We start from the raw sequence: 13,790 nt of genomic DNA, 5'->3' as shown, positions 1-13,790 counted from the left end.
TCTATTATCAATAATTACTTTTGTAAATATACTGTGTTCATCTAATAAACAGGCCGTATATAACAGGCTTTACCTAACAGACAGTACCTAACAGACAGTACCTAACAAAAAGTACATAACGTATATAAAAGAGAGCAAATTATGAAAGCAATGATTATTAATGAGTTTGGCGCAAGTGATGTTTTTATGGCTGCAGAGTTAGCAAAGCCTCAAGTAAAACCTGGACACGTTGTTGTAAAAGTTGCTGCTACCAGTGTCAACACGGTAGACATGATGATCCGTCAAATGGGTGAAGATTTAGCGCCGCTATCTCCTGCATTACCTGGTGTGTTAGGTATGGATTTCGCTGGTGTTATTGAATCCGTTGGTGAAGGGGTTACTCAATTCTCTGTTGGTGACGAAGTTTACGGCTGTGCTGGTGGTCTTGCCGACATTCAAGGTGCGCTAGCTGAATTTATGCTTGCTGATGCACAACTGATTGCCCACAAACCAAAAACGATTTCAATGCGTGAAGCTGCCGCGCTCCCTCTTGTGGGGATTACCGCTTATGAAGGCTTAGTTAGAGCAAATACTGGCGCAGGCCAAAAAGTGTTAGTGCATGGCGGGGCAGGCGGCGTAGGTCATATTGCTATTCAACTGGCTAAATATTTGGGTAGTGACGTTTTTGCAACGGGTACAGGTGAAGCACAAGCTAAGTTAATTGAAAAGCTAGGTGCTAAATCAATTGATTATACCGCTGACACGGTTGCTGAATATGTTGCGACTCACACAGCGGGTGCAGGTTTTGATGTGGTATATGACTCAATTGGCGGCGCAAACTTGCTTAACTCGTTTGAAGCAGCGGCATTAAATGGTCAAATTTCAACGACAGTATCAATGGCTGAGATTGACTTAACAACGGCTCACTTTAAAGGGTTATCATTGAATGTAGTCTTTATGCTAATTCCAATGTTATACAACCACAAACGTAACAAGCATGGTGAGATATTGGCTAAATTGGCAGAAATTGTCGATGCTGGTCATTTAAGCCCAGTTGTTGATGAGCCAGCGTTTGTTTTAGCTGACATCGGTAAAGCACATGATCGTTTAGCCAGTGGTCAAGCAATGGGTAAAGTGGTTGTATCGGTATAATTTAGCAACCTAGTGACACTCATTTTTTGTATAGAGCAGTTGTAAAAAGTTGCTGTAAATAGCAAGCGTAAAAAGCTGCAGTGAAGTCGATAAAATTGGGAGCCAAATATAGGCTCCCATTGTTTTTGAAATTACTTGCTTACTATTTATACTCTCTTGTTTATTCGTTTTTTTAAAAGTGATTTTTATTACGTAGAGTGCGCTTTACCTTATTTATTTTCCCTAGAGCTACTAGTAAATGAGTTCATTAACCTCTTCTCAATTTAAAGCCTTATTCGATCAAACATTGCCAATGTTGGTCGGCTTACTTGCAATAATGGGCAGCCAATTAATTGATAGTGCTTTTATCGGTCAATTAGGCGATGAACCTTTGGTTATCGTTGGCTTTTCAATTCCTATTTATCAATTGATTGTTGGTGTACAAGTGGGTATTGGCATTGCCGCAACAGCCTGTATGTCTACCGCCATTGGTGAAAATAAAATCCGTTATGCCCGATTTTTGAGTGCGATTATTCTCACTATGGGCAGCGTTCTATTAATGCTGCTATGTGGTTTACTGTGGTTTTTTCAACAAGAGGTCGTTACAGCGTTAGGTGGTGATGCCTCAATATTCAACCAGTTAAGAAACTACTGGCTGCCTTGGTTAATCAGTTGTTGGTTAGGGGCAATATTGTATTTTGGTTACAGCATTAGCCGCGCATTTGGAGACACTAACATTCCTGGAAATGTGATGGTAATAACCAGCATTATCAATATCGTGTTAGACCCTATTTTTATCTTTACCTTTGATATGGGGATGTCTGGTGCGGCTTGGGCAAGCTGTGTCGCTTTTGCTATTGGCTTAATCATCATATTCAACTCAATAAAAGATAAGCATTTTATAGCGCTACCTACCAAGTTAAATGTCATAAAAATGGGGGTGAGCTCCATCAGTAAATTTACCGCACCAGCAATGGTTAGCCAATTTATTCCGCCTGTTTCAGCTATCGTGGTCACCGCCTTAGTGGCAACGTTTGGTCATGCTGCAATTGCTTCGTGGGGCTTAGCAAGCCGTGTTGAATACCTATTAATTATTCTGATATTGGCGATGACCATGGCGCTCCCGCCGATGATTGGCAAGCTGAAAGGGCAAAAAAATTACACTGAAATTAACGCATTGGTAAAAACGGCCGTCAGTGTCATTTTAGGTTTTCAATTGCTATTAGCATTATTGTTTATTCTTGCGGCAGAGCCCGTTTCGGCTTTACTAACCACTGATGACGGCATTAGCGCCTTGTTATCGCAATACCTTGCTTTAGTTCCGATAAGTTATGGCGCATTGGGCGTTTGCATGATTTGTGTATCTGCCAGTAACGCTATTGGCTTACCCAGCTTTGCATTAGCTATATCGTTAATTAGATTGTTAGCTTGTTACTTACCGTTAGTCTGGTTAGGCGCAGAGTTTCACGGCTTTTACGGTGTATTAATTGGTGCGACAGTCGGTAATTTTTTAGCCGGTTTTACAAGCTGGCAATTGTTTAAAAGACAACTTGCTAAAGTGGCTAAAACTAATGAGTCCTTTAAGTTGTCTGTGGCTCAATGAGTCAACTTCAAGCTTTGTTGTGGCCTCAAAGCCCGATAAAGTTACTGCTGTAGAGTTTAGGCTTGTTTCAATCAATATACTTACCTTACTCGGACAATCCCTGCTGGGAATCAAGCTTCCGACTTCATTTGAATTGATGAATTTTACTAATTAGTTTACTCCGCCCCAATGATCCTGCTTTGGGGCTCTCCTGACACATCCAAGTACCCCATATGGAATATTGTTTATTCCATATGGAATAAGGCCTTTTGACGACATGTATCGAGTTATAATTTATTTATTCTTATTTTTCGGACTGTTACATGAGCAAAAAACTACGTGGCTTTACTTTAATTGAACTCGTTGTCGTGATTATTATTTTAGGTATTTTAGCGGTATATGCAGCGCCTAAATTTATCAACCTTCAAAGCGATGCACGTATTAGTGCTTTAAATGGTTTAAAAGGCGCAATTCATTCTAATGACACATTATATTTTGCAGCTGCAGCAATAGAAGGTGAAGAAAAATCACCTGCTTATGATACTCCTGAAGGGATATCGCTAGTCTACGGCATTGTGCATGAAAGTGGTGCAGATATGTGGAGCAATCAGGCTGAATCAATGGATTTAGATAAGACTGAATGGGCGGGTGGTCAAGGTGTAAACCCAGATAATGCATATGTGATTACGTTTGCTAGCAATATGGAACCTGAAGAAGATTTTGTCACGCCAAGAGCGCTAAAATCCTGTTACTTAAGATATAGTGTTTCAGTTGACCCTACACAACAAGTAGCGACTAAAACATTAACTCTAGTCGATGATGACTGTTAAATTAGCCTAACTGTGAATTGGGCAAAGGCTTATATCATCGCATTCTTCCAGCATGAGTTAACGAGAGCGGATAACACAATCCTCTCTGCTGATTCTAAGCCCAGCCCTAATCCTAATCCTAAACCTAACCCTAGCCCTAAACATTAGTTATTTAGCCTGAGTCGTTATGGTCAGGCTCTGATCCATTTATTCTCAATTTTTTACACCCTGAAGGCTGAGAAAGTCGCTCTTGTAGAGTTTTAGGCTTTCATTAATTAATTTATTTAACGCACTCGGACACTTACAACATGGAATCATTTAGCGTCTGACTTCATTTGAATTAATAAAGTTTAGGTTTAGTTTATTCTGACTCACTTATTCCTATTCCAGTTCTAACATTTAGTAGAATCAGTTGTTATTTGATAACTTGGTAATTCAGTCGTACTTTTAGCTTGTTTATATGTCAATTTACAGGTTGCAGGTGCGCCTCTTTGCCATATATATGCATCGCCATTACCATCAGCGTAAATAGTCCATTCAGCATTATTATCATGAGTGATGGTTGGATCTGTACTGGATGTGGCATGATTAAATTCTACATCTAGTACATTTTCTAAATCAGAGTTGGTGGCAAGCACATAACCGTACGCGGTAAAGAGTACTTCACCAGTACCAATATCTAAATCTGTGTTGAGGGCGGATTTTTCTACTCCTGCTAAACTTGCTTTAGAATAAACAAGTGCATTGGCACTTTGAATTGCGCCTTTCATTCCTGCAAGAGAACTGACTCTAGCATCACCTTGTAAATTGAGAAATTTTGGCGCAGCGACGGTAGCGAGTATGCCTAGAATAATGATGACGACGACTAATTCAATTAGCGTAAAACCTTGTTGATTTTTCATTGTTAATACCTTTGCTATCTTCATAGCTGAAACTGGCTTTACAGTGACTCTATAAAGCGAAGATGAAAGCTCTCCTAGCGTTTATTATTCAAATTAAATACATAAATTTTAAAATGAGTAAGGCATATCCTATATTAGAGTTTAAGCTCTAATTGTTAGGTTGCGCTTTTTTTGTTCAATCTTCAAATGAATTAATGTTAATTTTTAAACGTTAGGGGTAATAATTAACTTTTCATGTGAAATTCATTTGTCGTTGACTTTGTATAGAAAAATTGGAAATTTGAATTACATTTTACTTGTTTCATATAGACTTGTAGCCAAAGAGGTTAAGTTTACTCTGATCCATTTATTCTATTTGTTGCGGCCTTAATGGCGGAGAAAGTCGTGGCGCTTCGCCCATACTGGACGAAAGGAAAACAACAACATTTCCCTTTTCGCTTCTTGCATCAAACGTCTTGCCGACCCATTGATACAGCATTCACCTCATTGGGTTCGACCTAATTTGAACTGATGAGTTTTAGATTAAGTTTACTTTGACGCTCTTATTCTCACTGACCCCACTTATTTAAAAGCAGTGACGTTACTTTTTACAATGGGTGGCATGTTAACTGTTTACGGGGAGTAGTTAGCGTCAGACTTTATTTGAATTTGAATAGCAAATAGTCATAAAGGTCATCGCAATCCAAGTGAATAGTCGTTAAGTTACTTTTTAACAATGAGTGGCATGTTAAGTTATGCTGCTTTTCCCGCAAGCTCCATTGAAACAAACTCTTTGGAAATAGCATTGATGCTTCTAAATTGGTACCACTGCAACCCGCATATCAACAACGAACACACAATAAAGCTGATAACGGGAAGCAGAAGCAATGAGATTAATGGGTCTGCTAAATTAAGTAACATCATTAAATCCATTTATTAGTCCTCATTACTGACTAATGCTGTATCTGACTCAGTTACTGATTCAGTCAACTCAAGAGAAGAACTCAGTTCAAATAGTTGCTCTGCGATGTGACTTTGCAGATTCAAAGTAATTTCTTGTTTCGCAGTTTGTAGCATTTCTGTGGTTGCTTCAGTAAAACGTGTTTCTAATGCACTTACGACATCAGCACTACTCAATTCATTCGCTTGAGCGCCAACACTTGCTGTTGCAATCACGGCAATTAACGCTAATTTTTTAAATGTACGGTTAGTTTTTGTAGACGCTGAGCGAGTGACTAAATTTGTATTTGAGCTTGAGTTAAACATGGTGTCTTCCTTTTCAATTATGGGGTACACCTAGGTAATTACAAGCTGCGTGCCAAGTTTTGCGGTTGATGCTTAAGCGTTTGATTTTAAGTGGTTTTTGGTGGTTCCTTATCAAAATAAAATCAGAAATAAATCAAAACATATTCAATTCAAACCTGTGTGATAAATAAACAATTAGTCATTTTAACGACCTAAGTAGTGAGTTTAGCTAACTCTTAATTAGCAAACCGAAAATACAAAAAAAGCTTGAACAGTGGTGATATTATCAGGGTAGTAAGTGACATCTGCAGGAAGCCGACTTTGATGCATTTTTTAACAGCATCCCAAGTGACCTCAAAATATGTTGGGTCAGAGTTTGACCCCACTTATTTTGGCCTTACGGCCAAAGTAAGTCGTGGCGCTTCGCCCACACCAGACCAAAAGGGGAAAAGCGCTTGTTCCCCTTTTGGATAACCCCCAGCGCCCCGACGAAGTGTTATTCCTCATGCTAATTTAAGCGAATTGACTACCGCCTTAGATTCGCCATCCGTGGCTCAACCTAAGGCTATCTCGGCATCCATGCCGAGCTCACGTCAATTCACTTAACGCACTCGGACACTTCCAACGGGGAATCACCCAGCGTCTGACTTCAATTTAATTGAGTATTTGATTAAGTTTATTCTTACCGCACTTGTTCTTGATAATCTCGATTATAGTCGCTATCTTATTGATTAATAATAGTTTGGCTTGTTCTGATCTGTAAGGGTGAATATATGTGTGATTATCATGGTAGATAAAAGTGGTTACAACTTTTCTTGGATAGACCCTGTCACGCTAGATTGCGATACTAAATTCAGTTCTGATAAATTAGGGCGAGCAAGATATGCTGAGTTTCTTACCCATTTTCTTGTTGGTGAGGCACAAAATGGTTATGTGTTAAACCTTAACTCAGGATGGGGAACGGGGAAAACTTACTTTCTCAAACGTTGGCAGCATTCTATTAACGTTGTTCATCCAACTGTATATATAGATGCTTGGAAGCAGGATTTTTCAAATGATCCGATGCTTGCCGTTATTAGCTCCATAATCTCTCAACTTCGCGATCAATCAAAAGGTGATGTAGAGCAAAAAATAATTAATATTGGCAGTAAAGCTTGGGGATTCTGTAAGCAAGCAACTCCAGAGATCACGAAAGCTGTAGTAAAAAAATTGAGCGGTGTAGATGTTGATAAAGTTGTAGAAAAAAACAGTGAATCGAATCTGTTTGAAAGCAAAGATTTTGCAGATGCTTCTGGTAAGTTGGTTAGTGCAATAATTAAAGATCATGATGCAAAGTTAAAAAGTATCAAAGATTTTAAAGACTCAATAGCTGCATTCATAAATGACATTCTTAGTTGTACTGAGAAAGATAATCCCACATTCATCTTTATTGATGAATTAGATCGATGCCGTCCAACTTATGCCGTAGAAATGTTGGAAGTGATCAAGCATTTCTTTGATATGCCAAATGTGATTTTTGTCGTTGCAACTGATACTGAGCAATTGCAACATGCTGTAAAAGCCGTTTACGGAAATGATTTTAATGCGAATGTATATTTAAGTCGGTTTTTTCAAAGACGCTGTACTTTGCAAGAACAGCCGAGGTTAGAGTTCATTCAAAATAAACTCTCAAGCTTGGAGGATTCACAGCTTACCCACTTTAATGATTTAGTTTGGCCTTTCTTAGATAATGATGTTGAATATCTATCCTATCTAGTGGCTTCAATTGCAGATGTTTTTTCGTTACCACTGCGAGAAACGGAGCAACTTGTCGATAAAGTCAAAGCCGTACTTTTTACTGTTGAAGATAAAAAGGTAGATATTTTACTGCTTTGTTCTCTGATGATTATTCATGACCGATATTTTGAATTCTATCAGGACATCATCAATGGAAGGCGAGCGAAAGGTCAAAATGGGATGTACTATGAGCCTAAAGTAATTCAGGATATTCTTTTTAAAGAAGATTACTCTATTAATGTTGAATTAAATTTACAACCTTATAATTTTTTTGAAGATGGAAAGTTTATAGCTAGAAGTACTAATTATAATATTAATATAACAAATGGTAAGCATTCAGTAAGCTATACACAATTGCTATCAACTCAGCTTATAAGTTGTCATTCCTCAACGAGTAATAATAAGTTTAAAGCTGAAATTACAAGTATTATTCAGAGAGGTAATAATAGTAAACCCCCTATTAGTAATTATGTAGGTGTGGAACTTATCGAATTAAATCAATCGAAGAGTGATTATAAGAATTGGGTTGAATTGGCAACTTCTTTTGATTCTTAACGTTGAGAGATCAGTTTGGAGTTAATTAAATCTTTCATTCTCAATTATCAAACACCGCTGCAGTCTACAATATTCCCCATTCCAAGTTGCTGAAATACGCAGATGAAAATGCCGTATAGCCATCATGGATGATGGCTAAGGCTCAGGGGGACATGGATGTCCCGTCTGAGCCGTTAGGTATTTTTATTGGAGTATGAAGAGCACAACTTGGTTGGGGCGGCAGGGGTGATTCAAGAGGGGGATTGCTGTTGATCCCCATCTTGGCCAGTGCAGGGTGGAACCCTGCGATCTCAATCCAAACGAAGTTTGGAATCCTAACAAAGAGTAATCAGTGATTACTCAGGGTCATAATCAAGCACCGGTGCCAACCATCTTTCTGCTTCTGCCAAAGTCATTCCCTTACGCTTGGCATAATCCTCAACTTGATCTTTTCCAATATTCGTCACCCCAAAGTAGCGTGATTTCGGGTGGGCAAAGTACCAGCCTGATACTGCTGCGGTTGGGAACATGGCATAGCTTTCGGTGATGTTTAAACCAATGGTTTCATCGGGTTTAAGCAAATCCCATAATAAGCCTTTTTCAGTATGATCAGGACATGCTGGGTAACCTGGCGCTGGGCGAATCCCTTTGTATTTTTCGCGAATAAGCGCTTCGTTATCTAATATTTCATCTGCAGCGTAACCCCAAAACTCTTTACGTACACGTTCATGCATACGTTCGGCAAAGGCTTCAGCTAAACGGTCGGCTAGGCACTTAAGCATAATGGCGTTGTAGTCATCATGATTGGCTTCAAAACGCGCGACATGTTCATCAATACCATGACCTGCGGTGACAGCAAAGCCGCCCATGTAATCGGCAACGCCAGAGTCTTTTGGCGCAACAAAATCTGATAGACAGAAGTTGTCGTTACCGACACGTTCAAGCTGCATACGCAGATGATGGGTGGTCATTTCAACTTCGGTACGTGTTTCATCAGTGTATAGCTCAATGTCATCATGGTTGACGGTGTTGGCTGGGAATAAGCCCATAACCGCTTTGGCGGTGAGCCACTTTTCACTGATGATGGTTTTAAGCATGGCTTTACCATCGGCATAGAGTTTACGGGCTTCTTCACCTACAACCTTGTCGTCTAAAATTTCAGGGAAACGGCCATGTAATTCCCAGCTTCTGAAAAACGGCGTCCAGTCGATGCGTTCAACTAAGTCTTCAAGTGGGTAATCATCAAAGACTTGGCGACCGAGTTTGTTTGGTTTAAATGGCGTGTAGTTGTCCCAATCATATTGGCAGCGATTCTCGCGCGCCGCTGCAATGGGCACTATGGTTTTACGTTTAGTTTGTGATAAACGCTTTTCACGCATCACATCGTATTCATTATAGGCTTCATCAATGGTGGCTTGACGGGTTTCATTATTAATCAGTTTTGAAACCATAGGTACGGCGCGTGAGGCGTCGGCAATGTAAATTGCCCCAGTGGGCGAATGCGGCGCAATTTTAACGGCGGTATGAATTTTTGAGCAAGTCGCGCCGCCAATAATCGATGGAATGGTTAAACCTGCTTTATGGAAGGCTTTAACGTTATGCACCATTTCATCAAGGCTTGGGGTAATAAGCCCTGACATGCCAATGATATCAACGTTTTCAGCTACCGCGACTTCAATGATTTTTTCAACGGGCACCATTACGCCTAAATCGATCACTTCATAGCCGTTACAGGCCAGTACGACGCCGACAATATTTTTACCAATATCGTGCACGTCGCCTTTCACTGTGACCATTAAGATTTTGCCGTTTGATTGACCTTCGACTTTTTCGGCTTCAATGTAAGGGTTAAGGTAAGCAACGGCTTTTTTCATTACTCGGGCAGATTTCACCACTTGTGGCAGGAACATTTTACCTGCGCCAAATAGGTCGCCGACCACGTTCATGCCATTCATTAATGGCCCTTCAATCACATCAAGCGGGCGCACAGCTTGTAGGCGTGCTTCTTCAGTGTCTTGGTCGATAAATTCGGTAATGCCTTTTACTAGCGCATGGGATAAACGCTCTTCCACTGGCCAGCTACGCCATGCTAAATCTTCTTTTTTAGCGATTTGTTTACCGTCACCACGAAACTTTTCTGCTACATCTAGTAGCTGTTCGGTATTAGTTGAGTCGACAACAGGGCAAGGTAAGTTTTGCACCACGTTTTCGACTTTTTCTTTAAGCTCTGGCTCAATGTCATCATAAATGGCTAATTGACCTGCGTTAACAATCCCCATGTCCATACCTGCTTGAATTGCATGGTATAAAAACACTGCGTGGATCGCTTCACGTACTGGGTTGTTGCCACGAAAAGAGAACGAGACGTTTGATACACCACCAGAAATCATTGCATAAGGTAGGGTGGCTTTAATGTCTTTAATCGACTCGATAAAGTCGACTGCGTAATTGTCATGCTCTTCAATACCCGTAGCAATGGCGAAGATATTCGGGTCAAAAATAATGTCTTCAGGTGGAAAGCCAACTACATCGACTAAAACGCGATAAGCACGGGTACAGATTTCAGTTTTACGAGCGCGGGTATCGGCTTGGCCATCTTCATCAAAGGCCATTACGATGGCTGCAGCGCCATAACGCTTCACTAAGGTCGCTTGCTTGATAAAGGCTTCTTCGCCTTCTTTCATCGAAATAGAGTTAACGATCGACTTGCCTTGAACGCACTTAAGGCCAGCTTCAATCACTTCCCATTTTGATGAGTCAATCATGATAGGGACACGAGAAATATCAGGCTCAGAGGCGATTAAGTTTAAGAACTTTTTCATCGACTCGGCGCCATCGAGCATGCCTTCATCCATGTTGACGTCGATGATTTGCGCACCATTTTCGACTTGTTCACGCACCACATCGAGTGCTTCTTCAAACTTTTCTTCTTTGATTAAGCGTAGGAACTTAGCTGAACCTGTGACGTTGGCACGTTCGCCCACGTTAACAAATAATGAGTTGCCATCAATGGTTAATGGCTCAAGTCCTGAAAGGCGACAAGCGACTGAGATCTCAGGCAGTTTACGTGGGTCGTGATTTATCACAGACTCACGAATGGTATTAATATGCTCAGGCGTACTACCACAACAGCCACCAACAATATTGAGCATGCCATCGGCGGCCCAATCTTGAATCACTTCAGCCATTTCTTCTGGGGTTTCATCGTAACCACCAAACTCGTTTGGCAGGCCTGCATTAGGGTGAGCAGAGACAAAACATTCTGCAATACGTGATAGTTCTTCGACGTATGGGCGTAGCTCTTTAGGGCCTAATGCACAGTTAAGGCCGATTGAAAGCGGCTTAATGTGGCGCAGTGAGTTATAAAAACCTTCGGTAGTTTGCCCTGTGAGTGTACGGCCTGATGCATCGGTAATGGTGCCCGATATCATCACGGGTAAGCGGTCGCCAAGGGTATCGAAGACTTTTTCAATGGCAAATAAAGCGGCTTTAGCATTTAAGGTATCAAAGATGGTTTCGACCATAATGATATCTGCGCCGCCTTCAATTAAGGCGCTGGTGGACTCCACATACGCATCAACCAACTCATCAAAGCTGACATTACGAAAGCTTGGGTCGTTTACATCAGGGCTAATTGAACAAGTGCGGTTAGTTGGGCCTAAAACGCCTGCTACATAACGCGGCGTGCCAGTTTGAGCTGCCACTTCATCAGCTGCTTCACGGGCAACACGGGCACCTTCTAAGTTCATTTCAGCCGATAGCGACTGCATGTCGTAGTCGCCCATGGCGATAGTGGTGGCATTAAAGGTGTTGGTTTCGATAATGTCAGCACCAGCCAGCATGTACTTGGTGTGAATGTCTTTAATGATTTGGCGTTGGCTTAGGATCAACATGTCGTTGTTGCCTTTTACGTCGCAATGCCAATCTTTAAATCGTTCACCTCGGTAATCGGCTTCTTCCAATTTATAGTCTTGGATCATGGTCCCCATGGCACCATCAAGGATTACAATGCGCTCATTTAGCGTATTGGTAAGTTGCTCAAGAACCTGACTGTAGGAAGTCGACTTCGTCATAACTGATTACCTTTATTACTTATTAGTTGGTGCTATTGGCCAGCAATATGGTGATGAGGCAGTGCGATTAACGCTCATTAGCATACCTTTATTGATTTGATAAAAGGCGCTGACAAGTGAAAAATCCCTGCAAAAATATTCATCATCAAGATTTGTTTGGACATTTAAACGTATAGACGTCCATAATACGTTTAAATAGATTGTAAGAGCAAGCGCATTACACAAGTAAGCTGGACGCTAGATTAAATTCAGTGTCTATGAAATCTTTATAATCGTCAGAAGTGAATGATTTACGCTTGATATTGGCTGGCTGTTAGCTGAGTGTATACTTGAACTGAATGAAGGCTCGAAACAGAATGAAGGCACGGAGCTGAGTGAATTGAGCTGAGTTGCACTGAATTGAGTTGCACTGAACTGAACTGAGTTGAACTGAACGAAACGAAACAAGGGTGAAGCGTTAATATGCAACAAGCCAAAATGATATTACTGCGTCATGGTCAGTGCGAAGGTGGCAATATTTTACGTGGTAAAACCGATGTTGCGCTTACGCCTTTGGGCGTGGCTACCATGGAGGCTAGCGTAAAAAAATTGGGCGGGGCTTTGCAAGCTGCTCCGCTAACTATATACAGCTCTCCTTTAATACGCTGCCAGCAATTTGCCCAAAATTTAGTCGCTGATATAAATCAAAACCGCAGCTTCAGCCAACAACTTAATGCTAATGAACCTGTTAACAAGCGAGAGGTTGATTGCCAAACCAGCTTGTTAGCTGAAGTAATACAGATGCCGCAATTTCAAGAAGTAGATTTTGGTGATTGGGATGGGCAAACGTTTGATGCTTTATACCAACATGACGGCCAAGCTGTAGATAGCTATTGGACTAACCCTTGGCTGCATACACCACCTAATGGCGAAACGATGCTTGAGTTTGAAGCCAGAGTCACTAATGGGCTCGCCGAGGTGTCTGGTCAACTTGCGGCTCAGTTATCAAGTTTGAAGCAATTAAAGGGGCAGGTTTCAGGTGAATCAAGCCTTGCTTCATCGCCTGAGACTGATTCTGATTCTGATATTGACTTTGATAATGGCACAGCTACAGGGAATGAGAAAGCAACTGCTTTGATTGTCACCCATGGCGGCGTGATCCGCTGCATCATGAGTCATATTTTAGGGCTTGATCAATGCGCTGATTTGTATTCACAGCTGGCGATAGATTACGGCGCCACAGTGGTGATTGATGTTTATTGGCCAGAACAGGCAGTAACTAAACAGGCGGTTAACAGTGCTTCTGAAATTGAATCGACGCAATCAATGACAAGACCTGCGGCCAGTAAACCCGTCTACCGATTACATTGGCCGAGTTAAATTAATCACCTGCAAAACTTGAGCAGCTAAATCACCAAAAGATTATCGTTAAAAGGTCATAAACTCGGTGAGATATATCGTACAATAGTGCGAGAACAGTTTAACCGCTTGCAAGCCAAGCACTTAATAATCACTGTTTGTTTAAAATGTAATAACGTTAATTTACTGCTTTGTCGTTAGTAAAACTCGATAGCCAGTAAATGAATAGGGAATCATGGCATTCATAAGTTACTTATGATGATTAGCATGAACTGTACCCGCAACTGTGATGTGGCATTAAATAGCAAGCTAGCTTGTTCGTTTGCCCACTAAGTCAGATACCTAGCGTTATTTTATTTGCTGTTTAACAGCGTTATGCAACCTAAGCGGGTGACTTAGGCGGAGTGTTAATGTTATTTATTCGTTCATTTTCCTTATCAGG

The 13,790-nt window shown here is 41.0% G+C and carries 10 protein-coding genes and 1 riboswitch; of the genes, 5 read left to right on the top strand and 5 right to left on the bottom strand.

Translation table 11 applies throughout. The features are described from left to right. Positions 1–141 precede the first annotated feature (141 nt). From LMH66_RS08865 to LMH66_RS20475, 3 genes are all read left to right on the top strand, one after another. Positions 142–1,131, top strand: coding sequence for a zinc-dependent alcohol dehydrogenase family protein (locus LMH66_RS08865; RefSeq protein WP_229369386.1), 990 nt, complete (start codon positions 142–144; stop codon positions 1,129–1,131). Positions 1,132–1,369: 238 nt separating this feature from the next. After that, a complete protein-coding gene (locus LMH66_RS08860; protein WP_229369384.1) occupies positions 1,370–2,713 on the top strand; it encodes an MATE family efflux transporter in 1,344 nt (447 codons plus the stop codon). A gap of 302 nt (positions 2,714–3,015) precedes the next feature. Then, positions 3,016–3,522, top strand: a complete 507-nt coding sequence (locus LMH66_RS20475) for a type II secretion system protein (RefSeq protein ID WP_324295168.1) — start codon at positions 3,016–3,018, stop codon at positions 3,520–3,522. 371 nt (positions 3,523–3,893) lie between these two features. Here LMH66_RS20475 and LMH66_RS08850 read toward each other — a convergent pair whose 3' ends face one another. The 4 genes from LMH66_RS08850 to LMH66_RS08840 form a co-directional block, all read right to left on the bottom strand. Beyond that, the gene (locus LMH66_RS08850; protein ID WP_229369378.1) at positions 3,894–4,403 is read right to left on the bottom strand and encodes a prepilin-type N-terminal cleavage/methylation domain-containing protein; all 510 of its coding nucleotides are present in this window, start codon (positions 4,401–4,403) and stop codon (positions 3,894–3,896) included. 346 nt (positions 4,404–4,749) lie between these two features. Then, positions 4,750–4,881, bottom strand: coding sequence for a hypothetical protein (locus LMH66_RS20410; RefSeq protein ID WP_267869128.1), 132 nt, complete (start codon positions 4,879–4,881; stop codon positions 4,750–4,752). Between the two features lie 254 nt (positions 4,882–5,135). Next, positions 5,136–5,315: a hypothetical protein gene (locus LMH66_RS08845; RefSeq protein WP_229369376.1), complete on the bottom strand. Its 180-nt coding sequence runs from the start codon at positions 5,313–5,315 to the stop codon at positions 5,136–5,138. A 3-nt stretch (positions 5,316–5,318) separates the two neighbouring features. Beyond that, positions 5,319–5,648 carry a hypothetical protein gene (locus LMH66_RS08840; RefSeq protein ID WP_229369375.1) on the bottom strand — a complete coding sequence of 110 codons (330 nt, stop codon included), beginning with the start codon at positions 5,646–5,648 and terminating at the stop codon, positions 5,319–5,321. A 765-nt stretch (positions 5,649–6,413) separates the two neighbouring features. Between LMH66_RS08840 and LMH66_RS08835 the strand changes: the two genes are divergently transcribed. After that, positions 6,414–7,958 (top strand): KAP family P-loop NTPase fold protein, encoded by a 1,545-nt coding sequence (locus tag LMH66_RS08835; RefSeq protein ID WP_229369374.1) that lies wholly within the window; start codon positions 6,414–6,416, stop codon positions 7,956–7,958. A 335-nt stretch (positions 7,959–8,293) separates the two neighbouring features. On the opposite strand, the gene metH is transcribed toward LMH66_RS08835, so the two are convergent. Continuing rightward, complete coding sequence (metH, locus tag LMH66_RS08830; protein ID WP_229369373.1) at positions 8,294–12,010, bottom strand: methionine synthase; 3,717 nt, start codon at positions 12,008–12,010, stop codon at positions 8,294–8,296. Positions 12,011–12,472: 462 nt separating this feature from the next. Between metH and LMH66_RS08825 the strand changes: the two genes are divergently transcribed. Continuing rightward, positions 12,473–13,369 (top strand): histidine phosphatase family protein, encoded by an 897-nt coding sequence (locus tag LMH66_RS08825; RefSeq protein WP_229369372.1) that lies wholly within the window; start codon positions 12,473–12,475, stop codon positions 13,367–13,369. Positions 13,370–13,518: 149 nt separating this feature from the next. Next, a riboswitch (cobalamin riboswitch) is annotated at positions 13,519–13,713 on the top strand. Positions 13,714–13,790 lie beyond the last annotated feature (77 nt).

Origin of the sequence: Shewanella sp. 10N.7, assembly GCF_020806285.1 — a bacterium.
Classification (GTDB): Bacteria; Pseudomonadota; Gammaproteobacteria; order Enterobacterales; family Shewanellaceae; genus Shewanella; species Shewanella electrodiphila.
Note: the sequence above shows the minus strand (reverse complement) of the source record. Positions and strands in the feature narration are given on the sequence as shown.